Annotated in this window: 23 protein-coding genes, 2 pseudogenes and 1 riboswitch; of the genes and pseudogenes, 9 read left to right on the forward strand and 16 right to left on the reverse strand. The window is 67.7% G+C overall.

The genetic code is table 11. From position 1 onward, the window contains the following. Positions 1 to 6: 6 nt before the first annotated feature. Positions 7 to 837, reverse strand: a complete 831-nt coding sequence (locus tag ACTIEY_RS02785; protein WP_439517575.1) for an SAM-dependent methyltransferase — start codon at positions 835 to 837, stop codon at positions 7 to 9. Continuing rightward, positions 834 to 2,195 (reverse strand): APC family permease, encoded by a 1,362-nt coding sequence (locus ACTIEY_RS02790; protein ID WP_439518258.1) that lies wholly within the window; start codon positions 2,193 to 2,195, stop codon positions 834 to 836. Before ACTIEY_RS02790 ends, ACTIEY_RS02785 begins: the two co-directional genes overlap by 4 nt. Before the next feature lie 194 nt (positions 2,196 to 2,389). Here ACTIEY_RS02790 and ACTIEY_RS02795 point away from each other — a divergent pair, with 194 nt between their 5' ends. Next, entirely contained in the window at positions 2,390 to 3,553 is a 1,164-nt protein-coding gene (locus ACTIEY_RS02795) for a zinc-dependent alcohol dehydrogenase (protein WP_439517576.1), read from the forward strand. 13 nt (positions 3,554 to 3,566) lie between these two features. Here the strand turns inward: ACTIEY_RS02795 and ACTIEY_RS02800 are convergent, their stop codons facing one another. The 9 genes from ACTIEY_RS02800 to ACTIEY_RS02840 are packed head-to-tail and all read right to left on the reverse strand — an operon-like array spanning position 3,567 to position 13,712. Continuing rightward, positions 3,567 to 4,682: an MBL fold metallo-hydrolase gene (locus ACTIEY_RS02800; protein ID WP_439517577.1), complete on the reverse strand. Its 1,116-nt coding sequence runs from the start codon at positions 4,680 to 4,682 to the stop codon at positions 3,567 to 3,569. Next, positions 4,679 to 5,941 carry an amidohydrolase family protein gene (locus ACTIEY_RS02805; RefSeq protein WP_439517578.1) on the reverse strand — a complete coding sequence of 421 codons (1,263 nt, stop codon included), beginning with the start codon at positions 5,939 to 5,941 and terminating at the stop codon, positions 4,679 to 4,681. Before ACTIEY_RS02805 ends, ACTIEY_RS02800 begins: the two co-directional genes overlap by 4 nt. Further along, entirely contained in the window at positions 5,941 to 6,864 is a 924-nt protein-coding gene (locus ACTIEY_RS02810) for an ABC transporter permease (RefSeq protein ID WP_439517579.1), read from the reverse strand. Before ACTIEY_RS02810 ends, ACTIEY_RS02805 begins: the two co-directional genes overlap by 1 nt. A 10-nt stretch (positions 6,865 to 6,874) precedes the next feature. Further along, entirely contained in the window at positions 6,875 to 7,936 is a 1,062-nt protein-coding gene (locus ACTIEY_RS02815) for an ABC transporter permease (RefSeq protein ID WP_439517580.1), read from the reverse strand. After that, positions 7,926 to 9,470, reverse strand: coding sequence for an ABC transporter ATP-binding protein (locus ACTIEY_RS02820; protein WP_439517581.1), 1,545 nt, complete (start codon positions 9,468 to 9,470; stop codon positions 7,926 to 7,928). Before ACTIEY_RS02820 ends, ACTIEY_RS02815 begins: the two co-directional genes overlap by 11 nt. Then, entirely contained in the window at positions 9,467 to 10,465 is a 999-nt protein-coding gene (locus ACTIEY_RS02825) for a BMP family protein (protein WP_439517582.1), read from the reverse strand. The genes ACTIEY_RS02820 and ACTIEY_RS02825 overlap by 4 nt, the downstream gene beginning before the upstream one ends. Positions 10,466 to 10,509: 44 nt before the next feature. After that, positions 10,510 to 11,139: a uracil phosphoribosyltransferase gene (gene upp, locus ACTIEY_RS02830; RefSeq protein ID WP_439517583.1), complete on the reverse strand. Its 630-nt coding sequence runs from the start codon at positions 11,137 to 11,139 to the stop codon at positions 10,510 to 10,512. 30 nt (positions 11,140 to 11,169) lie between these two features. Then, entirely contained in the window at positions 11,170 to 12,411 is a 1,242-nt protein-coding gene (locus ACTIEY_RS02835; RefSeq protein ID WP_439517584.1) for a URC4/urg3 family protein, read from the reverse strand. Next, positions 12,408 to 13,712, reverse strand: coding sequence for a GTP cyclohydrolase II (locus ACTIEY_RS02840; protein ID WP_439518259.1), 1,305 nt, complete (start codon positions 13,710 to 13,712; stop codon positions 12,408 to 12,410). The genes ACTIEY_RS02835 and ACTIEY_RS02840 overlap by 4 nt, the downstream gene beginning before the upstream one ends. Positions 13,713 to 13,833: 121 nt before the next feature. On the opposite strand from ACTIEY_RS02840, the gene ACTIEY_RS02845 reads away from it, so the two are divergent. Continuing rightward, a complete protein-coding gene (locus tag ACTIEY_RS02845; protein ID WP_439517585.1) occupies positions 13,834 to 14,133 on the forward strand; it encodes a hypothetical protein in 300 nt (99 codons plus the stop codon). A 27-nt stretch (positions 14,134 to 14,160) separates the two neighbouring features. Here the strand turns inward: ACTIEY_RS02845 and ACTIEY_RS02850 are convergent, their stop codons facing one another. Next, positions 14,161 to 14,973, reverse strand: coding sequence for a DUF72 domain-containing protein (locus ACTIEY_RS02850; RefSeq protein WP_439517586.1), 813 nt, complete (start codon positions 14,971 to 14,973; stop codon positions 14,161 to 14,163). A gap of 43 nt (positions 14,974 to 15,016) precedes the next feature. Continuing rightward, positions 15,017 to 15,131, forward strand: a riboswitch (TPP riboswitch). 58 nt (positions 15,132 to 15,189) lie between these two features. Here ACTIEY_RS02850 and thiC point away from each other — a divergent pair. The 3 genes and pseudogenes from thiC to ACTIEY_RS02865 form a co-directional block, all read left to right on the forward strand. Continuing rightward, the gene (thiC, locus tag ACTIEY_RS02855) at positions 15,190 to 17,070 is read left to right on the forward strand and encodes a phosphomethylpyrimidine synthase ThiC (RefSeq protein WP_439517587.1); all 1,881 of its coding nucleotides are present in this window, start codon (positions 15,190 to 15,192) and stop codon (positions 17,068 to 17,070) included. 10 nt (positions 17,071 to 17,080) lie between these two features. Continuing rightward, positions 17,081 to 17,308 (forward strand): annotated as a pseudogene (locus ACTIEY_RS02860) (DUF1653 domain-containing protein); the annotation flags it as partial. Positions 17,309 to 17,398: 90 nt separating this feature from the next. Next, positions 17,399 to 17,533, forward strand: a pseudogene (locus tag ACTIEY_RS02865) (oxidoreductase-like domain-containing protein); the annotation flags it as partial. On the opposite strand, the gene ACTIEY_RS02870 reads toward ACTIEY_RS02865, so the two are convergent. Continuing rightward, positions 17,493 to 18,587, reverse strand: coding sequence for a PA0069 family radical SAM protein (locus ACTIEY_RS02870; RefSeq protein WP_439517588.1), 1,095 nt, complete (start codon positions 18,585 to 18,587; stop codon positions 17,493 to 17,495). The pseudogene ACTIEY_RS02865 and the gene ACTIEY_RS02870 overlap by 41 nt on opposite strands. A 54-nt stretch (positions 18,588 to 18,641) precedes the next feature. Between ACTIEY_RS02870 and ACTIEY_RS02875 the strand changes: the two genes are divergently transcribed. Genes ACTIEY_RS02875 through ACTIEY_RS02890 form a run of 4 tightly spaced genes read left to right on the forward strand, consistent with a single transcriptional unit; the run spans position 18,642 to position 22,340 of the window. Then, complete coding sequence (locus ACTIEY_RS02875) at positions 18,642 to 19,610, forward strand: ABC transporter ATP-binding protein (protein WP_439517589.1); 969 nt, start codon at positions 18,642 to 18,644, stop codon at positions 19,608 to 19,610. After that, entirely contained in the window at positions 19,607 to 20,368 is a 762-nt protein-coding gene (locus tag ACTIEY_RS02880; RefSeq protein WP_439517590.1) for an ABC transporter permease, read from the forward strand. The genes ACTIEY_RS02875 and ACTIEY_RS02880 overlap by 4 nt, the downstream gene beginning before the upstream one ends. Positions 20,369 to 20,374: 6 nt before the next feature. Then, a complete protein-coding gene (locus ACTIEY_RS02885) occupies positions 20,375 to 21,595 on the forward strand; it encodes a helix-turn-helix domain-containing protein (RefSeq protein WP_439517591.1) in 1,221 nt (406 codons plus the stop codon). 46 nt (positions 21,596 to 21,641) lie between these two features. Beyond that, a complete protein-coding gene (locus tag ACTIEY_RS02890; RefSeq protein WP_439517592.1) occupies positions 21,642 to 22,340 on the forward strand; it encodes a hypothetical protein in 699 nt (232 codons plus the stop codon). On the opposite strand, the gene ACTIEY_RS02895 is transcribed toward ACTIEY_RS02890, so the two are convergent. Genes ACTIEY_RS02895 through ACTIEY_RS02905 form a run of 3 tightly spaced genes read right to left on the reverse strand, consistent with a single transcriptional unit; the run spans position 22,319 to position 24,856 of the window. After that, complete coding sequence (locus ACTIEY_RS02895; RefSeq protein WP_439517593.1) at positions 22,319 to 23,524, reverse strand: extracellular catalytic domain type 1 short-chain-length polyhydroxyalkanoate depolymerase; 1,206 nt, start codon at positions 23,522 to 23,524, stop codon at positions 22,319 to 22,321. The genes ACTIEY_RS02890 and ACTIEY_RS02895 overlap by 22 nt on opposite strands. Beyond that, complete coding sequence (locus ACTIEY_RS02900) at positions 23,521 to 24,420, reverse strand: YihY/virulence factor BrkB family protein (RefSeq protein WP_439517594.1); 900 nt, start codon at positions 24,418 to 24,420, stop codon at positions 23,521 to 23,523. The genes ACTIEY_RS02895 and ACTIEY_RS02900 overlap by 4 nt, the downstream gene beginning before the upstream one ends. A 28-nt stretch (positions 24,421 to 24,448) precedes the next feature. Continuing rightward, positions 24,449 to 24,856, reverse strand: coding sequence for a DUF2177 family protein (locus ACTIEY_RS02905; protein WP_439517595.1), 408 nt, complete (start codon positions 24,854 to 24,856; stop codon positions 24,449 to 24,451). Between the last annotated feature and the right edge of the window lie 4 nt (positions 24,857 to 24,860).

The following is a 24,860-nucleotide window of genomic DNA, read 5'->3' on the forward strand; positions in this document are numbered from 1 at the left end:
CGCGCATTATTGCGCGCGCGTCGCCCTCCATGCGCTGCCCCCGTTCACCCTGCCCTGCATGTCGCCGCCCTTGACCTCGCCGGCGTAACGCAGGCCGTCCACGGTGAACTGGATCCGGGCGCCGTCCAGCCGCGCGTCGCGCACCGGGAACGGCTGGCCGCCGCGGCGCAGCGTGCCTTTGACCTTCTGGAAGGTCTGCTCCAGCACCAGTTCCTGGCCATTGCCCATCCGCCAGGTGCCGGCCACCTGGGCGGGCACGGTCCATTGGTAGGCCTGGCAGTAGGTGCGGCAGCCTTCGGTCACCTGCTGGGTCTGGTCGGGCTCCCAGTCGTCCATGTTGAAGGAGTTGGAGACGATGCGGGTGCCGGGCTTCATGGCCAGCAGCGTGGGTCGCAGGCGCAGGTTCAGGTCGGGCAGCAGGAACAGGGTGACCACGGTGGCGTTGGAGAAGTCGGACTCGAAGATGTCGGCCTTCTCGAAGGTGGCGCGCTCGCTCACGCCCTCGGCCTGCGCCGCGCGTTTTGACAGCGCCACCATGTCGGGGTTGTATTCGATGCCGTGGGCAATGGCCCCACGTTTGGCCGCCGTGATGACGAGGCGGCCATCGCCGGAGCCCAGGTCGACCAGGCGGTCCTGCGGCGTGAGTTTCGCCATCTCCAGCATGCGGTCCACCAGCACCTGCGAAGTGGGAATCCAGATCACGTCCTTGCCGGCCTGGCCTTCCGAAGGCTGGTAGGTGGGCGCAGGCGCAGGGGTTTGCGCCATGGCCTGGACGCACAGCGCCGACGCCGAGGCGAAGATCGCGGCGGCCAGCAGGGAGGGGCGAAGTTTCATCATGGTGGTTCTCCTGATGGTTGGGAATGGTTGGACTGGAACAGCAGGATCGGCGCGCCCGCGATGAGCACACCCAGGCCGACCAGCGCGGCAGCGCCGGTGTGCATCACGCTCGCGTACAGCATGTACGCACTGGTGAGACAGAAGAGGATGGGGGTGAGGGGGTAGAGCGGCACCCGGAACGGCAGGGTGCGACGCGGGTCGCGCCAGCGCAGGACGAAGAGCGCACCGCCGACCAGCAGCAGGAACATCCAGAACACGGGAGCGGTGTAGTCGACCATGGCCTTGAAGCCATCGGGCGCCACCGAGCCCATGGCAATGAGCGCCAGCGAGAGCACCCCCTGCACGATCTGGGCATTCGCGGGCGTTCCGCCGCGTCCGTTCCACACGCCCATCCACCGCATCACGCTCAGGTCGCAGCCCATGGCATAGAACACGCGCCCGCCCGTGAAGATGGTGGCGTTCAGCGTGGAAATGGCGGCCACCACCACGGCCAGCGTGACCAGCAACTCGCCCGACGGCCCGGCGGCCACGCGCATCATGTCGGCCGCCACGGCGTCGGAAGCGCGCAGGCCATCGAGCCCGAGGATGGAGAGCAACGCCATGTTGGCCAGCACATACAGGGCCACCAGCAGCGCGGTGCCGAGCGTGAGCACCTTGGCGATGTTGCGCGGCGCATCGCGCAGTTCACCGCTCAGGTACGCCGCATCGCTCCAGCCGCCGTAGGTGAGCAGCACGAAGATCATCGCCACCCCCAGCGCCGCGGCTTCTTCCGGCACCGGGATGCTCGGCGCCGACGCAGGGGCGGGCGGGCCGAAGAAGCCGAAGCCGATGATGGCCAGCATGGCGCCGATCTGGATGAACGTCACCACCACCTGCAGGTTCTTGCCGGCAGCGGTGCCCACCACGTTGACGCCGGTCAGTACGACAACCGCCAGGGCGGCATAGAGGGCGGGGCCATGGGGTCCCAGGGGCACCACCTGCGAGATGTAGTCGCCGAGCAGGAAAGCCACCAGGGCGATGGATCCGGTCTGGATCACGGTGCACCGCGCCCACCCGAACATCATGGCCACCGGCCGGCCGTACGCCCTCGAGAGGAAATGGTATTCGCCGCCCGCGTGCGGATGGGCCGACGCCAGCTCGGCGTAACAGAGTGCGCCGATCAGCGTGATCACGCCCCCGATCAGCCACACGAGGATGAACATGGCCTCGGACCCCACGCCATCGGCCACGATGGACGGCGTGCGGAAGATGCCGATGCCCACCACCAGGCCGACCATGACCGCGACCGCATCGAACACGGACAGCTGGGGGCCTGGCTGAGCACGCGCTGCGGTCTCTGCTCGATCCGGCACGTTCATGCGGGCCTCCCTGCCGATCTTGGTGTCGTTTCCCACGGTGTCATGCAGTCTCCAGCGGTTGTTCTGGTCAAGGTCAACCATCCCATGGAACACCCAGGGCAGTCAGAGTTCCCGAACACCCGACCGGTGTGGCTCAACGTCCCGGGCACGGCGCTTGCCGCAAAGGCGGTTTCCCACTCCCCAAGGACCACCCCATGAAAGCACTCACCTACCAGGGCAGCCACGACGTTCGCGTCGAAAGCGTGCCCGATCCGGTCCTCGAAGAAGCGGACGACATCGTCCTGCGGGTCACCGCCACAGCCATCTGCGGTTCCGACCTCCACATCTACCGCGGCAAGATTCCCATGATGAAGGACGGCGACATCCTCGGCCATGAATTCATGGGCATCGTCGAGGAAGTCGGCCCGGCGGTGACGAACCTGGTGCCCGGCGACCGGGTGGTGATTCCCTTCGTCATTGCCTGCGGCCAGTGCTTCTATTGCAACCTCTCGCTGTTTGCCGCCTGCGAAACCACCAACCCGGGACGCGGCGCCATCATGAACAAGAAGAGCGCCACCTCGGGCGCCGCGCTCTTCGGCTACAGCCACCTCTATGGCGGCATCCCGGGTGGCCAGGCCGAGTTCGTCACCGTGCCCAAGGCCAACGTGGGCCCGCTGAAGATTCCCGATGCGCTCACGGACGAAGAGGTGCTGTTCCTCTCGGACATCCTGCCCACGGGCTACCAGGCGGTGGTGAACGCGAACGTGCAGCCGGGTTCGAGCGTCGCCATCTTCGGCGCAGGACCCGTGGGGCTGATGAGCGCGGCCTGCGCGCGCTTCATGGGAGCAGAGAAGATCTTCATGGTCGACCACCATGCCTACCGGCTCCAGTTCGCCCAGGACACCTACGGCGTGATTCCGATCAATTTCGATGAAACCGACGATCCGGCGGACGTCATCCTCAACGCCACCCATGGCCGTGGCGTGGACGCCACCATCGACGCCGTCGGCTTCGAGGCCAAGGGCAGTGCCATCGAGACCGCGCTCACCGCCATGAAGCTCGAAGGCTCCAGCGGCAAGGCCTTGCGCCAGTGCATGGCGGCCACAAGGCGCGGTGGCGTGGTGAGCGTGCCAGGTGTGTACGCCGGATTCATCCATGCCTTTCTGTTCGGCGATGCCTTCGACAAGGGCCTCACGTTTCGCATGGGCCAGACGCACATGCAGGAACACATGCCGCAATTGCTGGAGGAAATCGGCAACGGACGCCTCAAGCCGGATGTGATCATCAGCCACCGGATGAAGCTCGCCGACGCCGCGCGCGCCTACGAGATCTTCGAGAAGAAGGAAGAGAACTGCCGCAAGATCGTGCTCACGCCCTGAACCGGCCTTGCCCTCAATCGAGGGGCCATGGCAGCTGTCGTTGAAGGGCAGGCGGCTCAGCGGAGTCGGGCGCATCGTCCGACCCCAGGCCGCGCCACCAGGGAACGACCGGTAACCGGTGCGCGGGCTCCACCGCCTCGCCCAGGCGTGGCAGGAGCAAGGGAGCGTCCGTGGCAGGCGCGAGTTGCAGCAGCGTTTCGACCGGCTCGTCCCACTCATGCATGGCGAGACTGAAGGTGCCCCAATGCACCGGCAGGAAGGCGCCGCCACCGAGCAGCGCGTGCGCCTTCAGCGCATTGGCCGGACCCAGGTGGATGTCGCCCCACGCCGGGTGGAAGGCACCCACTTCCAGCATCACCAGATCGAAGGGGCCCAGGCGCTCGCGGATGGTGGCGTACTCGGTGGTGAGGCCGGTGTCGCCACTGAAGAAAACGCGGTGCTGGTCGGACTGCACCACCATCGACGACCACAGCGTGGCGTTGCGATCCTTGAGGCCCCGCCCGGAAAAATGCTGCGACGGTGCGGCGGTGATGGTGAGGCCTGTGCCCGGCACGCGGTGGCTCTCCCACCAGTCCAGCTCGGTGATGCGCTCGGCTGCCACCCCCCACGCTTGCAGATGGGCGCCCACGCCCAGCGAAGTGACAAAGGGCACGCGGCTGTGCCGGGACAGGGCGCGGATGGTGGGGTAGTCCAGGTGGTCGTAGTGGTCGTGCGAAATCACCACCACATCCACTTCGGGAATTTCCTTCAGGCGCAGCGGCACCGGCTGGAAGCGCCGGGGCCCGAGCAGGCGAAACGGCGAGGCGCGCGTGCCCCACACCGGATCGGTGAGCACGCGATGACCGTCGATCTCGATGAGCACGGTCGAATGGCCGAGCCAGGTGGCGCGCAGGCCGCTCTGCACCGGGCGGCTCCACGCTTCACGCGGATCCAGCGCAGGCAACGGAGCGCCGGGCGTGCGCCGGCCACCCGAGCTGAGGAATTCCTTGAGCGTGGGACGGGGCACGGTGCCGTCCCGCAAGCCGGGGAGCACCGGGTGCTGGTTGCGAAATCCCTCGCCGTTCCACAAGGGTGAGGCCTGCATGCGCTCCAGCCGTTCACCCTGGGCGCGCTTGCCGAATGACTTCATGGAGCGACGCCTCCACGGCCCGGCAACGAGAGGCGCGGGTGAGCCGGCGCCATCTCGGAGAGCAGCCGCCCCTGGCGCCACACTTTCAGTCGCGTCGCGCGAAGGCGGATCGCCTCGATGGCATCGCGCGCCTGCAACAGCACGAAGCTGGCGTCCTTGCCCGCTTCAATGCCGTAGCGGGTGAGGCCCATCACCTTCGCGGCGTTCACCGTCACCGCGTCGAAACACTGGCGCATGCCGGCCTGGCTGGTCATCTGCGCCACGTGCAGGCCCATGTGCGCCACCTCCAGCATGTCGCCGCTGCCCAGGGAGTACCAGGGGTCCATCACACAGTCGTGGCCGAAGGCCACCGTGACGCCTGCGGCCATGAGCTCGGGCACGCGCGTCATGCCGCGCCGCTTGGGGTAGGTGTCGTGCCGGCCCTGCAGAGTGATGTTGATGAGCGGGTTGGCCACCGCGCTCACGCCGGATTCGGCGATCAGGGGGATCAACTTGCTCACGTAGTAGTTGTCCATGCTGTGCATGGACGTGAGGTGCGAGCCGTTCACGCGGCCCTGCAGGCCCAGGCGCTGCGTCTCGAAGGCGAGTGTCTCGATGTGGCGAGAGAGCGGGTCGTCGCTCTCGTCGCAGTGCATGTCCACCGGCAGGCCACGTTCGGCGGCGAGTTCGCAAAGCAGCTTCATGCTGGCGGCGCCCTCGCTCATGGTGCGTTCGAAATGCGGAATGCCGCCGACGACGTCCACACCCAGGTCCAATGCACGCTTCAGGTTGCCGAGCCCGCCCGGGCTGCGCAACACACCATCCTGCGGAAAGGCGACGAGCTGCACGTCCAGGTACGGCGCCATGCGCTTCTTCGCCTCGAGCATGGCGCGCACCGGCAGCAGGCTCGGCTCGCTGGTGTCCACGTGGCTGCGGATGGCCAGCAATCCTCTGGAGACGGCCCAGTCGCCGTAGGCCAGTGCGCGTTCCACCAGCGCTTCTTCGGTCAGCAGAGGCTTGAGCTCGCCCCACAGCGCGATGCCTTCCAGCAGCGTTCCGCTCTGGTTGACGCGCGGCAGGCCGTAGCTGAGCGTGGCGTCCATGTGGAAATGCGGGTCGCAGAACGGTGGTGTGAGCAGTTGACCCTGCGCGTCGAGTGTCTCGTGCGCCGGCGCTTCCAGGCCGGGCCTCACCTCCACGATGCGCCCGTCCTGCACCGCCACGCCCACGTCGGTGCGGCCATCGGGCAGGCTGGCATGCGTGATCAGCAGGTCGAGCATCAGCGTTCACCTTTGCGGTAGGGTTTCATCAGCGCCTGAGGATACGCCGCGCGGCGCGCCACCAGCACCAGCGCGAGGATGGACAGCGCGTACGGCAGCATCAGGTAGATCTGGTAGGGCACCACGCTGTCACCCGATTGCTGCAGGCGCAACTGCAAGGCATCGAAGAAGGCAAACAGCAGGGCGCCCGCCAGTGCCTTGCCCGGGCGCCACGAGGCAAACACCACCAGCGCCACGCAGATCCAGCCCCGGCCGTTGACCATGTTGAAGAAAAAGGCGTTGAAGGCCGAGAGCGTGAGGAACGAGCCGGCCACGCCCATGAGCGCCGAGCCGAGCACGATGGCGCTGGTGCGCACGGCCAGCACCGAGATGCCCTGCCCTTCGGCGGCCTGCGGGTTCTCGCCGACCATGCGCACCGCCAGGCCAGCCGGCGTGCGGTAGAGCACCCAGGCGAACACAGGCACGCCCAGCAGTGCCATCAAGGTCAGAGGCGTCTGCGCCGACAGCACGGGAATGCCGAGCCACTCCATGGGCGCGAAGGGCGTGATGGTGGGCGGTGTACTGACCTTCGGGAAACTCACGCGGTAGGCGAAGTAGCTCAGCGCGGTGGCCAGCAGCGTGATGCCCAGGCCCGCCACGTGCTGCGAAAGCGCCAGGCCCACGGTGAGCGCGGCGTGCAGCAGCCCAAAGGCAGCGCCCGTGAGCGCGGCCACCGCGACCCCCCCCCACAGCGGCAGCCCGAGGTAGACCGCCAGCCAGCCGGCCAGCGCGCCCGCCACCATGATGCCTTCGATGCCCAGGTTGAGCACGCCCGCGCGCTCGCACCACAGCACACCCAGCGTGCCCAGGATCAGCGGCGTGGCAATGCGCAGCACCGCGGTCCAGAACGCGGGGTTCACGAGGATGTCGATCCATTCGTTCATGACGCTGCTCTCAGGCTCTCCTGAGGCGGTACTGCGCCAGCAGGCTGGCCACCAGCACCGACAGCAGCGACACGGCCACGATCACGTCGGCCAGGTAGGTGGGCACGCCGATGGCGCGGCTCATGCTGTCGGCCCCCACGAGCACGCCGGCAATGAACACCGCGGCCGCCATCACGCCCAGTGGGTGCAGGCCAGCCAGCATGGCGATGACGATGCCGCTGTAGCCGTAGCCCGGCGACATGTCCAGGGTGACGTAGCCGGCGCGCCCGGCCACTTCGATGGCACCGGCCAGTCCCGCGAGCGCGCCCGAGAGCAACGCCACGAGCAACACGGTGCGGGTGACGGGTACACCGGCGAACGCCGCTGCGCGCGCGTTGGCGCCAACCGCGCGGATGTCGAAACCCAGCACGGTGTACTTGAGCAGCACCCAGAGCATGACGGCCAGCGACACGGCCCACAGCAGCCCGGTGTGCAGGCGTGTGCGCTCGACCAGCCGCCCCAGTTCCAGCTCCGGCACCAACCCCACGCTCTGCGGCCAGCCGAGCGCCATGGGGTCCTTCATCGGACCATCCAGCAGGGCCGAGACCAGCAGCAGCGCCATGAAGTTCAGCAGCAGCGTGGTCACCACTTCGTCCACGCCCAGGCGAAGTTTCATGAGCGCAGGCCCGAGCAACAGCAGTGCGCCGGCCAGCGCGGCGGCCAGCATCATGAGTGGAAACAGCAGCCAAACCGGCCACGCCAGGCCCGTGCCACCGTGCAGGCCGCCGATGGCGACCGCTGCCAGCGCACCGGCGTACAGCTGGCCTTCGGCGCCGATGTTGAACAGGCGCGCCTTGAAGGCCACCGTGGCAGCCAGACCCGTGAGCATCAGCGGCACGGCCCGCGTCAGCGTCTCGCTCCAGGCGAAGAGCGAGCCGAATGCGCCCTGCACCAGCAAGCCGAAGGTCTGCGCCACGGGCGCTCCGGCCCAGAGCACCAGCAGACTGCTCACGAGCAGGGTGAACGCCACGGCCAGCACCGAAGCGCTGGCCATGGCCAGCGGCGAGGTCTGCGCGCGACGCTCAAACCGCATGGTCGGCCCCCGCCATCGCCAGGCCGATGCGCTCGCGCGTCCACGCGTCCGCCGGCAAGGCCTCGGTCAGGTGACCCTGGTGCATGACCGCGATGCGGTCCCCCAGCGCCATCACCTCGTCCAGGTCGTCGGAGATCACGAGCACCGCCGCGCCGGCGTCTCGCGCTTCGATGAGTTGCCGGTGCACGTAGGCCACGGCACCGATGTCCAGCCCCCAGGTCGGCTGGTGCGCGACGATCAAGGCGGGTCTTGTGTTCTCGCCTTCTGGAGACAGCAGCGCGCGGCCAAGAATGAGTTTCTGCATGTTCCCGCCAGAGAGCGCACGCGCGGGCGTGGCGGGCCCACCGCCGCGCACATCGAAGGCTTCGATCACGCGCTGCGCATGGCGCCGCGCCGCCCGCAGCCGGACCCAGGGGCCGCGCGAGAAGGCAGGGCTGCGCAGGCGCTCGGCCACCGCGTTCTCCCACACCGGCAAGTCGCCCACCACGCCGACGGCGTGGCGGTCTTCGGGAATGCGGGCCACCCCTTGTGACACCAGCCAGGCCGGCGAGGTGCGCAGCGGCTGGCATTCAAACCGCACCTCGCCCGCGCTGGCGCTGCGCGTTCCGCACAGCAGCTCCGCCAGCGCCACCTGCCCGTTGCCCGACACGCCGGCAACGGCCACGATCTCGCCCGCGCGAAGCGCCAGCGAAACCCCATCGAGCCGGTCGCGCACGCCTGCCGGAGTGCTCACCGCGAGCAACGTGCAGATCTCGCGACCCACGCCGCTGGCGGGCTGGCGCACGGCCGCGTCCACTGCATGCCCCACCATCCACTGCGCCAGTTGCGCCTGCGTGGTGCCCGCCACCGGTGCCTCGGCCACCAGCTTGCCCTGGCGCAGCACGGCCACGCGGTGCGACACCCGCAGCACCTCGGCCAGCTTGTGGCTGATGAAGATGATGGACAGGCCCTGCGCGACCATCTGCGAGAGCGTGTCGAACAGCGCCTCGCTCTCCTGCGGCGTGAGCACCGCCGTGGGTTCGTCCAGGATCAGGATGCGCGCGCCCCGGTACAGCGCTTTCAGGATCTCCACCCGCTGGCGCTCACCCACCGACAGGCCGCCCACCAACGCGTCGGGCTGCACGGCAAGCCCGAAACGTTCGCCCACCTGCAGCAGGCGCGCCAGCCCCTCGGCGCGGCGCGAAGCCGGCCGCCACAGCGCCTCGGTGCCCATCATCACGTTGTCGAGCACCGAGAGGTTGTCGGCCAGCGTGAAGTGCTGGTGCACCATGCCGATGCCGGCGGCCAGCGCAGCGCGCGGCTGGCCGGGTGGCAGGCGCTGGCCGTGCACCTCGATCTCGCCCTCGTCGGCCACGTAGTGCCCGAACAGGATGGACACCAGCGTGGACTTTCCCGCCCCGTTCTCCCCCAGCAGCGCCAGCACCTCGCCCTCGCCCAGCGTGAGCGAGATGGCGTCGTTGGCCACCAGCGCGCCGAAGCGCTTGGTGATGCCCGAAAGGCGAAGGACCGGGGTGCCTTCGGGAGCCGAGGTCACTTGCTGGACTTGGGCTGGCCGTCGTCCACTTTGACAGTGAACTTGCCGGAGAGAATTTCAGCCTCGCGCGCCTTGACCTTGGCCACGATCTCGGCCGGTACCTTCTTCTCGAAGGTGCCCAGCGGTGCCATCTCGGAACCCTTGTGCTTCATCATGGAATAAGGGCCGTAGTCCTCGGCCGTGAACTTGCCGTCCTTCACCAGCTTGATGGCGCGGTCCATCGAGGGCTCCATGTTCCAGAGCGCAGACGCCACGACGGTGTCGGGGTACTGGGACTGGGTGTTGATCACGTTGCCGATGGCGAGCTTGCCTTTTTCCTTGGCCGCGTCGGACACACCGAATCGCTCGGCGTAAAGCACATCGGCGCCTTTGTCGATCATGGCGAACGCCGCTTCCTTGGCCTTGGGCGGATCGAACCAGCTGTTGATGAAGCTCACGGTGAACGTCACCTTGGGGTTCACTTCCTTCGCGCCGGCCATGAAGGCGTTCATGAGGCGGTTCACCTCGGGAATGGGGAACCCGCCGACCATGCCGATCTGGTTGGTCTTGGTCATGCCGCCAGCGATCATGCCGGTGAGGTAGGCAGGTTCCTGGATGTAGTTGTCGAACACGCTGAAATTGGGTGCCTGCGGCTTGCCCGAAGATCCCATCACGAACGACGTCTTGGGAAAGTCCTTGGCCACCTTGCGCGCTGCGGCCTCCACGCCGAACACTTCACCCACGATGAGCTGGTTGCCACCGGTGGCGTACTCGCGCATGACGCGCTCGTAGTCGGCGTTGGCCACGTTCTCGCTGGCCTTGTATTCGATCTCGCCGCGCGCCTCGGCGGCCTTGAGGGCCTTGTGGATGCGGCTCACCCACTGCTGCTCGAAAGGCACGGTGTAGATGCCCGCGACCTTGAGCTTGGTCTGCGCGAACAACAGACCCGGGGATGACAGCGCAAGCGCCGTGGCCAGGGCCAGCAGCGGGCGACGACGAAGGGAATAGAGAGACATGGCGCGACTCCTTGGTGGGTGGGTGGGGGCTGGAAGAAAAGGTTTCACTGCGTGCCGAAGATGCGATCGCCCGCATCGCCCAGGCCGGGCAGGATGTAGCCGTGGCTGTTGAGTTCGCGGTCGATGGCGGCGGTGTAGATCGGCACGTCCGGGTGTGCGCGCTGCAGCGCGGCAATGCCCTCGGGACAGGTGAGCAGGCAGACGAACTTGATGGACTTGGGGCCGATCTCTTTCAGCCGGTCCACCGCCGCAATGGCCGAATTGCCGGTGGCCAGCATGGGATCGACCACGATCACGTCGCGCTCGTTCATGTGGGTCGGCATCTTGAAGTAGTACTCCACCGCCGTGAGCGTCTTCGGGTCGCGGTACAGGCCGATGTGCCCGACACGCGCGCCCGGCACCACGCTGAGCATGCCGTCCAGGATGCCATTGCCCGCGCGCAGGATGGAGACGAACACCAGCTTCTTGCCATCGATGACCTTCGCCTGCATGGTCTCCAGCGGGGTCTCGATCTCGATGTCCTGCATCGCCATGTCTCGCGTGACCTCGTAGGTCATGAGCATGGCCATCTCGTTGAGGAGCCGGCGGAAGCTGTTGGTGCTGGCGTCCTTGCGTCGCATCAGGGTGAGCTTGTGCTGCACCAGGGGGTGGTCGATGAGGTGAACGTTGCTCATGGTGGTGATGGCCCTTCGGGATGAAACAGTTCAGAAGACCGTGCCGTCGCTGGCAATGACGAAGGGCGGCAGACCGCCACGCAAGCGCTGTGCCAGCAGGCGCCCTGTCCCCCAGGTGCCGCCTTCGAGCACGCAGGCCAGCGGCAACTGGTCGGGCGGCAGGCCGAGTTCGGCGCGCACCAGCGGTGCGAGTTCGTCGAGCAGGGCCACCGTGAGGGCACGCCATTCGACGATGAATTCGTCGCCTGCCTGCCAGGTGCGGGTCGCGTGGTCGTTGGGCAGCGGCTGCAGCACGCCGGCATCGACCAGCAGGCCGCCGTTGCGGTACTCGGGCAGGCCGGTGAGCGCGTCCAGGCCGCCCACCTTCACGCCCGCCCACTCGAAGGGCTCCAGCAGCGAATAGGTGAGCCACTGCGAGAGCTTGTGGAACGGCATCCAGCCCCCCGTCAGACCCTCGCCCTGCACGGCGGCGTGCCGCCAGCAGTCGCCCACGGCAATGCCACCGAGGGCGTTCTGCGCCGGCCAGATGTCGGACAGCGTGTCGAGCAGCGTCTTGAGGATGTCGTGCGCTTCGAGCGTGGGCGCCTGCAGCGCGTCGTACAGCGCACCCGGCCGTCCCAGGGGACCGTAGGTGGCGCGATGGCCGAGCATGACAACGCCCAGGCGGCGCAGCACGGCGACGCGACCTTCGAGCCCCACGAGGGGATTGCCCTCGTTCACCTGGAACGCCGCGGCCAGCGTTTCGGTGGTCAGCGCGGCCAGCCCCGCCGAATCCACGCGCAGCGGCTGCGCCGGATCGCTGGAGAACAAGCCATCCGTGAAGGCATGGAAGCTCGCCACGCCCAGCCCTTCGGAGCGCGAGAAGCCCTGCCCGCTCGCCGCCTCCTCGTAGCGCCAGTCCGCGCCCGCGCCTGCGTCCAGCAGCACGCTCACCACAGCCAGGTCGATCTGCGCGCGCGCGCGTTCATCCGCATCCACCGGGCCCAGCATCGCATCGAGCCGCGCCCGCCGGTCCACCCCGCCGGCCTCGAAATGGCGCCAGCGGCTGTGGTACGGGATTCGCAGGTCCGGAAAGCGTTGACGTGTGAGCTCGGCCACGGTGCGCGCGGCGGATTTCAGGGCGGCATCGTCCACCGTGAACGACGACGAACCTCCGGCGCGGGCGCGCGCCAGCAAGGCGCAGGCGCGGGCGCGAATGGCCTGGGTGGACCTCAGCGCATCCACCGCGCCGGCAACGGTGGACACATCGGCCACGGTCGGACCCTCGCTCAAGCGCCCAGCCCCCGGCCCTTGGCAATCTTGAGTTCCTCCGCGCCGGGCACCAGCCCCGGCGTGAAGTAACCCGCCGCCATCTTGGCGTCCATCTCCACGCGTGCGTCGGCGGGAATCAGCTCGTCGGGGATGTTGATGCGCTCGCCCACCTCGATGCCACCGCCCGTGATGGCGTCGTACTTCATGTTGCTCATCGACACCAGGCGGTGGATCTTCTTCACGCCCAGCCAGTGCAGCACGTCGGGCATGAGTTCCTGGAAGCGCATGTCCTGCACGCCGGCCACGCATTCGGTGCGGGCGAAATACTGGTCGGCCGTGTCGCCGCCCACCTGGCGCTTGCGCGCGTTGTAGACCAGGAACTTCGTCACCTCGCCCAGGGCGCGGCCTTCCTTGCGCGAATAGGCCACCAGCCCCACGCCGCCGCGCTGCGCGCCGAGGATGCATTCCTCGATGGCGTGCGTGAGGTAGGGGCGGCAGGTGCAGATGTCCGAGCCGAACACATCCGAGCCGTTGCACTCGTCGTGCACGCGCGCGGTCAACGTCACGTCTGGATTGGCCAGGTCGCGCGGCTCGCCGAAGATGTACACCGTCTGCCCGCCGATGGGCGGCAGGAACACCGAGAGGTCCGAGCGGGTGACCAGCTCGGGGTACATGCCGCCAGTTTCCTCGAACAGCACGCGGCGCAGGTCGGTCTCGCTGCAGCCAAATCGCTTCGCCACCCCCGGCAGATACCACACCGGCTCCACCGCCACCTTGGTCACCACCGCCGCGCCACCCGCCGTGAGGAACCTGCCATCGGGTTGCAGTCGGCCTTTGTGCAGCGCATCGATCACCTCGGGCAGGATCACGTGCGCCTTGGTGACGGCGATGGTGGGGCGGATGTCGTAGCCGGCGGCAAGCTCGGTGGCGTAGACATCGGCCACCACCGCACCCCACGGGTCGATGCTGCAGATCTTTTCCGGGTCCGCCCACTGCGGGTGCGGGCCGATGATGTCGGTGGGTGAGGTGTTGGTGAGGTCAGCGCGGTGCTCGCGCTTGAGCGCCCCTGCCGCCACGGCCAGCGCCCGGTACACGCTGTAGCTGCCACTGTGCGTGCCGATCACGTTGCGGTGCGCGAGGTTCAGCGTGGTCCCCACGACCGGGCCGCGTTCCCGGGCGGTGGCCGCGCCCCACTGGATGGGCAAGGCGCCGAAGCCACCCGAATGCGAGGTGAGTCGGATGTGCCGCGGATGCGGCGAGTTCGGCGAGGGCGGCACTTCAGCGGCAACGAGGCCTGTCGGCGAGGGCGAATCTGCGGACATCATGGGAAGCTCCTGGGACTGGCCTACCCCCAAGCAAGCTCAGTGCCAGCCATCTTATGCCTGCATCTCAGGCAGTGGCCTCAGTACAATCGCCGACCCGCTCCAATACCCCGGTCGCCCCATGAACTACTCCGCCTCCCACCACAAGCTCAAGCTCATCCTGGCGGCCCACGGCCTGAAGACCGGTGACGCGGGTGGCATCGACAAGCTCTTTGGCGGCAAGGATGGCTACTACTGGTTCGGCACCGTTCGCGACCTCTGCCCCGAAGGCAAGACGCTCTCCTGGGAGAGCCAGTACGCGATGGTCAACGCCATCCAGGCGCACGAGAACGCCACGGCTGAAGAAGACGAGATGAAGCCGCAGGTGCCGAGCGCTGCGAACATCGCGGCGCTCTCCAAGCTGCTGGCCGATCCGATCTGATCTGCTCGGCTCTGATCCGGGCAAGGGCTACTTCAGCCGCTCGATCAGGCCCATGGCCGCCGCCGGCGCGCGCTCCTTGGCGCCGCTGATGAAGAACATGAACACGTCACGAGCCCCGGCGGGTTTGCCGGGTGGCGCCAGCCGCGGGACCTCGGTGGGCTCCCTGCCGGCGGCCCAGGTGCGCGCCGCATCGGCCCAACGGTCCAGCGCCCGGGGCGCGTAGCCGGTCTTCACTTTCGATTCGGTGCGCATGAGGCGCGCGTAGACGAAATCACCCGTCAGGTCGACGAAGGACGGGTAGTCGTCGGAGTCCGTGAACACGGTGGCGCAGCGGTACTTGCGCGCCAGCGCCAGGTAGGCGGGGTCGATGAAGCTGTTGTGCCGCACGTCCAGCGCATGGCGCAGCGGCAGGCCATCCACCCGGTCGGGCAGCAGCTGCAGGAAGGCCTCGAAATCGTCCGGTTCGAACAACTTGGTCGGTGCGAACTGCCACACCAGCGGACCCAGCTTGGGGCCCAGTTCGCTGAGGCCACTGCCCACGAATCGCTGGATCGATTCGCCCGCGTCGGCCAGCACCTTGCGGTTGGTGGCAAAGCGGTTGGCCTTCAGCGTGAACACGAAGCCTTCCGGCGTCTCGTCGCGCCACCTGGCGAAGGTGGGCGGCTTGAAGGTGCTGTAGTAGGTCCCGTTGACCTCGATCGCCGTCAGGTGCGCGCTGGCGTAAGCCAGCTCCTTGCTGTGGGCCAGCCCCTCGGGGTAGAAGTTGTTGCGCCAGGGCTCGAAGGTCCAACCCCCAACGCCGACCCGGATGTGGCCTGCTGCGGTTTTCTTCCTGCTCACACGGGTCTCCCGATGAATGCTGCGTCCGGATCACTTTACACTCGCCCCTGCTCCGGGGTGCACGGACCTGCCAAGGTCCGGTGCTGAGATGGCCTAAGTGCCGAACCCGCGAACTTGATCCGGCTAGTACCGGCGAAAGAAGAGCGAACGCACACCCTGGCGGGTGGGCGGCACTCCGGAGCATTTCTTCCATGCCCTTTCACCGGAGACCGCCCCATGAACGCCCCTGACGCCCTTGCCGCTGCCCAGTTCGCCCTCAGCCGCGAGCCCTTCCCTGCCTCTCGCAAGTTGTATGTGCCCGGTCAGCAGGCTGGCGTGAACGTGCCCATGCGCGAGATCGCGCTCACCAATGGCGAGCGGGTGGTGGTGTACGACACCTCGGGGCCGTACTCCGATCCCACGGTCGCCATCGACGTCACGCGCGGCCTGCCCGATGTTCGAAGCGCCTGGATCGAAGCGCGTGGCGACACCGAGACCTACCCCGGCCGCGCCCGCCAGGCGCTGGACGACGGCGTGAAGCACGAGACCCGCGACGCCGAACGCATCGAGGCTCTGCGCGCCCAGGCCGCCGGCCTGCAGCGCACGCCGCGCCGTGCACGAGGCGGCGTGGGCGGGGGCCTGAACGTGACACAGATGCACTACGCGCGTCGGGGCATCGCCACACCCGAGATGGAAAGCGTGGCGCTGCGCGAGAACGGAAAGCGCGAATGGATGGCCGAATACCTGGGCGACGCCACCCGCGAGGCGCGGCTGCGCGGCAACCCACTGGGCGCGCGCATCCCCGAAGTGATCACGCCCGAATTCGTGCGCGACGAGGTGGCGCGCGGCCGCGCCATCATCCCGGCCAACATCAACCACACTGAACTCGAGCCCATGGCGATCGGGCGCAATTTCCTGGTGAAGGTCAACGCCAACATCGGCAACTCGGCGGTCACTTCCAGCATCGAGGAGGAAGTGGACAAGCTCGTGTGGGCGATCCGCTGGGGGGCGGACAACGTGATGGACCTCTCCACCGGACGCAACATCCACACCACGCGCGACTGGATCGTGCGCAACTCGCCCGTGCCCATCGGCACGGTGCCGATCTACCAGGCGCTGGAGAAGGTCGGCGGCGTGGCCGAGGACCTCACCTGGGCCATCTTCCGCGACACGCTGATCGAACAGGCGGAACAGGGCGTGGACTACTTCACCATCCACGCCGGCCTGCGCCTGGCGTTCGTGCACCTCACGGCCCAGCGTCGCACCGGCATCGTCTCGCGCGGGGGTTCGATCATGGCCAAGTGGTGCATCACGCACCACCGCGAGAGCTTCCTCTACACGCATTTCGAAGAGATCTGCGAGATCATGAAAGCGTACGACGTGAGCTTTTCGCTGGGCGACGGGTTGCGACCCGGCAGCGCGGCGGACGCGAACGACGAGGCGCAGTTCGCCGAGCTGAGGACGCTGGGCGAACTCACGCAGCTTGCGTGGAAGCACGACGTGCAGACCATGATCGAAGGACCGGGCCATGTGCCCATGCACCTGGTCCAGGCCAACATGGACGAGCAGTTGAAGCACTGCCACGAGGCGCCCTTCTACACGCTGGGACCGCTCACCATCGACGTCGCCCCGGGCTACGACCACATTGCCAGCGCCATCGGTGCGGCCATGATCGGCTGGATGGGCACGGCCATGTTGTGCTACGTGACGCCCAAGGAACACCTGGGCCTGCCGGACCGCGACGATGTGAAGCAGGGCCTGATCGCCTACAAGATCGCGGCGCATGCGGCCGACATCGCCAAGGGCCACCCCGGCGCCCGTGCGCGAGACGACGCCATGAGCAAGGCCCGTTTCGAGTTCCGCTGGACCGACCAGTTCAACCTGGGCCTGGACCCGGACACCGCGCGCGACTTCCACGACGAGACCCTGCCCAAGGACAGCAGCAAGGAAGCGCACTTCTGCAGCATGTGCGGGCCGAAGTTCTGTTCGATGAAGATCACGCAGGACGTGCGCGACTATGCGGAAAAGGGCATGGCAGAAAAGTCCGCCGAGTTCAAGGCCACGGGTGGCGAGTTCTATGTGCCGGTGCCACCCATCCCGAAAAGGAGCGACGCATAAACTTGTCCACATGACCGACGACGACCTGCCCCCGCTGCACCCCACGCCACCGGGCCTCTACCGCCACTACAAGGGTGGCTGGTACGAAGTGCTGGACACGGTGCGCTGCAGCGAGACCCTGCAAGGCATGACGTTGTACTGCGCGCTCTACGGCGGCTGGGGGCTGTGGGTGCGGCCGGCGTCGATGTTCGCCGAGGTTGGCTCGTTCGAAGGGCGTCAGCAAGCGCGTTTCAAGCGACACGACCCTGCCACCGTGCCGCTGGCCGACCTGGCCACCGCGCAGGCGCTCATCGCCCACCTGCGACCACGGGCCAACCGACCGCCACCACCGGAACCCACCACCTGCTGCGGACGCGGGTGCAACGGCTGCGTGTGGGAAGGTTTCTACGAGGCCCTGCACTTCTGGCGCGAGGAAACGCTCGCTAGAACAGCTCCCGCTGCGCCCGCACCGCCTGCGGCGTGAAGAGCGAAGTGTCCAGCGGCTCGCGCTCCTGGTTGAAGCCCAGGCGCTGGCAGGTTTTGTCGAAGCGCTGGCGGATCAGGTCGGCCCAGACGCCGCTGCCCTTCATGCGCTGCGAAAAATCGGCGTCGTAGTCCTTGCCGCCCCGCATCTCCTGCACGCGCGCCATCACGCGCGCGGCGCGTTCGGGGTAGTGCTGCTCCAGCCACAGGCGGAACATGGGCGCCACTTCCCAGGGCAGGCGCAGCACGGTGTAAAACGCTCGGCCAGCGCCCGCTTCGCGGGCGGCCTCCAGCACCTGCTCCATGTCGTCGTTGATGAACGGAATCTGCGGCGCCACGCTCACGCCCACCGGAATGCCGGCCTCGGCCAGCGTGCGCAAGGTGCGCAGGCGCCGGTGCGGCGCGGCCGCGCGGGGCTCCAGGATGCGCGCCAGCCTGGGGTCGAGCGTGGTGATGGTGACGTACACCGCGGCCAGGCCCTGAGCGGCCATGGGCGCGAGCAGGTCGATGTCGCGTTCCACGCCGCTGCCCTTGGTCACGATGGCCAGCGGGTGGCGCGTGTCACTGAGCACCTGCAACACGCCGCGCATGAGCCGCAGCTCCCGTTCGATCGGCTGGTAGGCGTCGGTCACCGTGCCGATGGCCAGCAGTTCCGGCACATGGCGGGCGCTGCCCAGTTCACGGCGCAGCACATCGGCCACGTTGCGCTTGGCCACCAGCTTCGTTTCGAAATCGAGGCCGGGCGAGAGGCTGAGGTAGCTGTGCGTGGGCCGCGCATAGCAGTACACACAACCGTGTTCGCAACCTCTGTAGGGATTGAGACCGAGGTTGAATCCGATGTCCGGCGAATGGTTGCGGGTGATGGCGCTCTTGCAGTCTTCCCAGCTCACCTCGGTGGCGGGCGGCGGCGCCTCGTCCCGGGCGAGCGCGCTGGAGTCCAGTGCGCCCCAGCCATCGTCGAAAGCTTCGCGCGCGTCGCGTTCGAAGCGGTGCGGCTGCTGGTGGGCCACACCGCGTCCCTTGATGGCCTGAATGGGAATGTGGACGCTTTTCATGAAGTCGATCACTGTACACAAAACCAGTGTAGAGTGCGCGATCCAGGAGGATCCATGAACCCATCTTTACAGGCGGCCAGCACCGCCGATCCCATCGTGTCCGTGCGCGGCGTGAGCAAGACCTACCCGGGCGGATTCCAGGCCCTCAAGCGGGTGGATCTCGACATCCGCCGCGGCGAGATCTTTGCGCTGTTGGGCCCCAACGGCGCCGGCAAGACCACGCTCATCAGCATCGTCTGCGGCATTGCCAAGCCCAGTGAAGGCGTGGTGCTGGCCGATGGCTTCGACACCGAGCGCGACTTCCGCCAGGCCCGCGAGGCCATTGGCCTGGTGCCACAGGAACTGCACACCGATGCGTTCGAGACGGTGTGGGCCACGGTCACCTTCAGCCGCGGCCTGTTCGGCAAGCCGCCCAATCCGGCGTACGTCGAGAAAGTGCTCAAGGATCTCTCGCTCTGGGACAAGAAGGACAACAAGATCATGACGCTCTCGGGCGGCATGAAACGCCGCGTGCTGATCGCCAAGGCGCTCTCGCACGAGCCGAAGATCCTGTTCCTCGACGAACCCAGCGCGGGTGTGGACGTGGAACTGCGGCACGACATGTGGCGCATGGTGCGCAAGCTGCGCGAGGGTGGCACCACCATCATCCTCACCACCCACTACATCGAGGAAGCCGAGGACATGGCCGACCGCATCGGCGTGATCAGCCAGGGCGAACTCATCGTGGTGGAAGACAAGCACGTGCTGATGCGCAAGCTGGGCATTAAGCAGCTCACCCTCACGCTGCAGCATCCGCTGGACCGCCTGCCCGATGCCCTGGCGCAGTGGCCGCTGGAGCTCTCGGGCAACGGCCTCACCCTCACCTACACCTTCGACACGCAGAAGGAGGAAACCGGCATCGCCGAGCTGCTGCGCGCGCTGGCCGGGCAAGGGATCGATTTCAAGGACCTGCAGTCCAGCGAGAGTTCGCTCGAAGACATCTTCGTGAGCCTGGTCCACAAGAAGCAGGAGAGCCTGGCATGAACATCCACGGCATCAAGGCCATCTACCGGTTCGAGATGGCGCGCACCTTCCGCACCATCACGCAAAGCATCATGGCGCCGGTTCTCACCACCTCGCTGTACTTCATCGTGTTCGGCACGGCCATCGGCTCGCGCATGGGCGAGATCGACGGTGTGAGCTACGGCGCCTACATCATTCCTGGCCTGGTGATGCTCTCGCTGCTCAGTGAAAGCATCTCCAACGCCTCCTTCGGCATCTACATGCCCAAGTGGTCGGGCACCATCTACGAACTGCTTTCCGCGCCGGTGTCCTGGGTGGAAGTGCTGCTGGGCTATGTGGGTGCGGCGGCCACCAAGTCGGTCATGCTCGGCCTGCTGATCCTGCTCACCGCACGTGTGTTCGTGCCGTACCACATCGAACACCCGGTGTGGATGGTCGGTTTCCTTTTGCTCACCGCCGTCACCTTCAGCCTGTTCGGTTTCATCATCGGCCTGTGGGCCGACAGCTTTCAGAAGCTGCAGGTGATTCCACTGCTGGTGGTCACGCCGCTCACCTTCCTGGGTGGCGCGTTCTATTCCATCAACATGCTGCCGCCGGTGTGGCAGACCGTGTCGCTGGTGAACCCGGTGGTCTACCTCATCAGCGGCTTCCGCTGGGCCTTCTACGGCGTGGCCGACGTGCACATCGCCGTGAGCACGGGCATGACGCTGGTGTTCATGGCGGCGTGCCTGGGCTTCATCTGGTGGGTGTTCAAGACGGGTTACAAACTCCGGCGTTGAGATCGCATGGATTCGCTCATCGCTGCCTCTGCCCGCGCGCTGGCCGCCGGCGATGCGCTGGGCGCGCTCAAGCGCGTGGCGCTGCGGGAAGACCCGCCGGCGCTGGCGCTGCGCGGCATTGCCATGGCGCAGCTGGGCGAACTGCCCCGTGCCCGCGAACTGCTGCAACGCGCGGCCGGCCGTTTCGAGGACCATGAAACGCTGGCCCGCGCGCGCTGTGTGGTCGCCGAGGCCGAAGTCGCCATGGCCATGCGCGACTTCCGCGGATCGCCGCAGGCCCTGTTCGCGGCCGCGGCCACGCTAGAGGCGCAAGGCGACCGTGCCAACGCGCTGCAGGCGCGGCTGATCGCCGCGCGTCGCCTGCTGTTGCTGGGCCGTCTGCAGGAAGCGGCCAACCTGTTGGCGCACTGCGACACGCAGGGCCTGCCTCCCATGCTGGCGGCGGTGGCCGAACTCACCGCCGCCGAACTCGCGCTGCGTTCGCTGCAGGTGCACGCCGCGCGCGGCGCGCTCGACCGCGCGCAGTCGGCCGCAGAGCGGGCCCGCGTACCCGCCTTGCTGGCCGAAGTGGCGCAGGCGCGCGAAGTGCTGGACCGGCCCGCCGCCCGACGGCTGAGCCTGGGGGGTGAACACACTTTGCGGCTCGACGAGGTGTCCGCGCTGATGGCCTCCGATGCCCTGGTGATCGACGCCTGCCGCCGCGCCGTGGGTGGTGGAACGGCGTGGCATTTGCTGGCACGCCGCCCGGTCCTCTTCACGATCGCGCGCGCGCTCGCCGAGGCGTGGCCCGGCGACGTGGACCGCGAGACGCTGAACCTGAAAGCGTTTCGCACGCGGCGTCCCGACGAGACGCACCGCGCGCGCCTTCGTGTGGAAATCGGCCGGCTGCGCGCCCTGCTGCCCACGCTGGCGCGCATTGAAGCCACAGCGCGGGGCTTTGCGCTGCGGCCGCTGCTGGACCGCCCCGTGTTCGTGCTTGCGCCGCCAATCGACGGCGAGCAGGCCTCGGTGATGGCCCTGCTGTCCGACGGCGCAGCCTGGTCCACCTCGGCCCTGGCGCTGGCGCTGGGTGCCAGCCAGCGCACCGTGCAGCGCGCACTGTCCGAACTCGAGGCCGCCGGCCGGGCGCGCGCCATCGGGCAGTCCAGGGCGCGCCGCTGGCAGGCGCCTCCGCTCACGGAATTCACGACGATCTTGTTACTCCCCGCTGTGCTGCCGATTGCCTAAAGTCGCGCCATGGCCTCACCCCGGGGCCCGTTGAAAAGGAACAGCGATGCCCACCACCACCCTCAGTGGACCCCTCAAAGCGAATGCGAAGGTGCGCGCCCGTGCGGCCGAGATCGTGCGGGAGTACGGCCCCTTTGCCGGTGCCGACACGGCCCACGGCGTCACGTGGGACGGCCAGCGCGTCTGGGTCGCGACCGGCGCCACGCTGGTCGCCTTCGATCCCGCCAGCGGTGACACCGCGCGCACGCTGAACTGCACGGGCGATGCGGGCACCGCGTTCGACGGCACGCACCTCTACCAGATCGCCGAGCAGCGCATCGACAAGATCGACCCCGCCACGGGCAGGATCCTCGCCACCATTCCCGCGCCCGGTCACGGTGCCGACTCGGGCCTCGCCTGGGCCGAGGGCAGCCTCTGGGTGGGGCAGTACCGCAACCGCACGATCCACCAGATCGACCCGGCCACCGGGGCGGTCCAGCGCACCATCGAGTCCAACCGCTTCGTCACCGGCGTGACCTGGGTCGACGGCGAGCTCTGGCACGGCACCTGGGAAGGCGACGAGAGCGACATCCGACGCATCGACCCCGCCAGCGGCGAAGTGCTGGAGCGCCTGGAGATGCCTGCGGGTGTGGGCGTGAGCGGGCTTGAGTCCGACGGCGCAAGCCTGTTCTATGCGGGTGGCGGGCCCAGCGGCAAGGTGCGCGCGGTGCGCCGCCCGCGAACCTATAGCCCGTGGTCGGCGTAGCCGGTCACAGGCAGCGCCAGGAAAAAGCGCACCATCTCCGCCGAGGCATCGGGACCCGCGCCATCGGTGTAGGTTCCCTTCGGATCACCGCCGGACCACGCGTGCCCGGCACCGTGCAGGACCCACGACTCGATGATCACCTGCCCCGAGCCGTCGGTGTGCACGGTGCGCGTGTACCGCCGGCCCCCACGCGTTTCACCGCTCTGCGAACTCTCCGTCAGGCGCGTGCCACCGCTGGACGTCTGGTGCGCCTCACTGGCCTGCCGGACGACTTCAACGGCGTTGGACTGTTGCACCGTGTGGTCGCGGTCACCATGGAAAACGATGGTGGGCACCGCCCGCGTGGCCCGCGCACCGGGCCTGGCGGGATCGGCGGACGCCTCCTTCATGCCGGCCATGCCGCTGCGACCGCCCTTCATCTTCGCCAGGGCCGACGGCACGTCCTTCGCACTGCCGAAGGCCAGGCCGGAATGCACACCCACGCCGGCGAACAACTCCGGATAGGTCTCGCCCATCACGACGGCCATCGCGGCGCCAGCCGAGAGGCCGGCCACGAACACACGGCGTGGAGCCACCCGGTGGCGATCCGCCACCTCGCGAACGATGCCGGCGATGAGGGACGGCTCGCCGGCACCGCGCGCCTGGTCTTGCGGCTTGAACCAGTTCCAGCACTTCGACGAGTTGGCCTGCGCGGTCTGCTCGGGATACACGACCATAAAACCGTGCTCGTCCGCGAGCCGGTTCATGCGGGTCCCCACGGCAAAGTCGTCGGCGGACTGGGTGCAGCCGTGCAGCATCACCATCAGGGCCGGTTCGTCGGCCACGCGGGTGGGGGTGTAGAGCTTGTAGGGCCTGGCGCCCGCGCGGCTGCGGAACTCGTGCTTGATGAAGCTTCCCGGCGCTGCAGGCGCTTTTTCGGTCGCAGGCTTGACCACGTCGTCTGTCGGCACGTCCACCGCGTCGATCACGGTGGCTTCCACATCGATCACCCCGTCCTGCTGCCCAGGCGAAGGGGACATGCCAGCCGCACCGTCGGGATCCAGCGCCCGGCGAATGGTCTCGGTCACCCCGCGCATGGGACCCGACGAAGTGTCGATGCCGGCGGAGGCCAGCGCGCGTTCAATGGTGTCGTTGATCGACTGGGCGTCGTAAGGGGGCGCGCGGGGACCGGCAGGTATCTTCATGGAGGCTTTCGATCGTTGAGATGAGGCACCGGCTCGTTTGGGGGTGCGGTGTTCTTCCGGGAGCCGTGACGGTGCGCATAGATCCAGGTGAACTCGGCGCCCAGCAGAAAGATCTGCGCCGAGTAGTAGACCCACATCAGCAGCACCACCAGCGAAGCAGCGGCGCCAAATGGAGAGGCAACGCCACTTCGGCCGATGTAGAGACCGATGAGGAATTTGCCGACCGTGAAGAGGAAGGCGGTGAGCGCCGCGCCCATCAGCACGTCTGGCCAGGCCACCCGCACCCTGGGCACCCACTTGTAGATCATCGCGAAGAGCGCGGTCATGAGCGAGAAGCTGAGGATCCAGTCCACCAGCGTGGCCACGCGCGCGAATTCGCCGAACCAGGGCGCCCACCACTTGCCCAGCGCCGCCAGCGCCGCACTGGCCACCAGCGACACCATCAGCAGGAACACGATGCCGAGCACGATGCCCACCGAGAGCAGGCGGCTCTTGAAGAACTGCACGATGCCCCCGGCCATGGGCTTGTCGGGCGCACGCCAGATGCGGTTCATGGCGTCCTGCAGCTCGACGAACACCGTGGTGGCGCCGACGATCAGCGCGCCGACACCCACCAACGTGCCATAGGCCCCGGCCTCAGGCCGGTTCAGGCTCTCCAGCAGGGTCTGCACGGTCTTCGCGCTTTCGGTGCCCAGCAGATCCGAGAGCTGCTCCAGGATCTCGCCGCGCGCAGCCTGTTCACCGAAGAACAGGCCTGCCAGTGAAATCACGATCAACAGCAGCGGCGTGATCGAGAAGATGGTGTAGAAGGCCAGGGCTGCGCCCATGCTGGGCGCATAGTCGTCGATCCACGCGTTGACCGTGTCGCGAATCAGCGCACCGATGGCCCGGATCATGGTGGACAGCGCACGGTGCGCGTGGCGTTCACGCCTTGATCGCCCAGTCCATCGCCAGCTTGCCGCCCGCCGCGGCAGCCGCGCTCACGAAGGTGCCCCAGGCGATGTCGATGGCCGAAAGGCGCCAGGGCCAGTCGCGCAGCGTGGCCAGGTTGGTGAGGTCGTAGGTCGCATAGGCGAAGAAGCCGAACAGCGCTGCCATGGCCAGGGTCGAGCCCCAGCCGGCGCCGCCCGATTGCGGTGACACGCCGAAGATGACCACGCCGGCGGCGTAGAGCGCGTAGAAGGCCACGGCCACGGCGATGTTGGGTCGCTCCGACATCAGGTGGCCGATGCCCTGCTGGTACATCGGCTTGGCGATCACGCCCAGCCAGATGAGATCCAGCACGATCATGACGACCGCGGTACCGGCGTAGGCTGCGAGGTATTTGTTCATGGTC

Source organism: Hydrogenophaga sp., assembly GCF_051858985.1.
Classification (GTDB): domain Bacteria; phylum Pseudomonadota; class Gammaproteobacteria; order Burkholderiales; family Burkholderiaceae_C; genus Hydrogenophaga.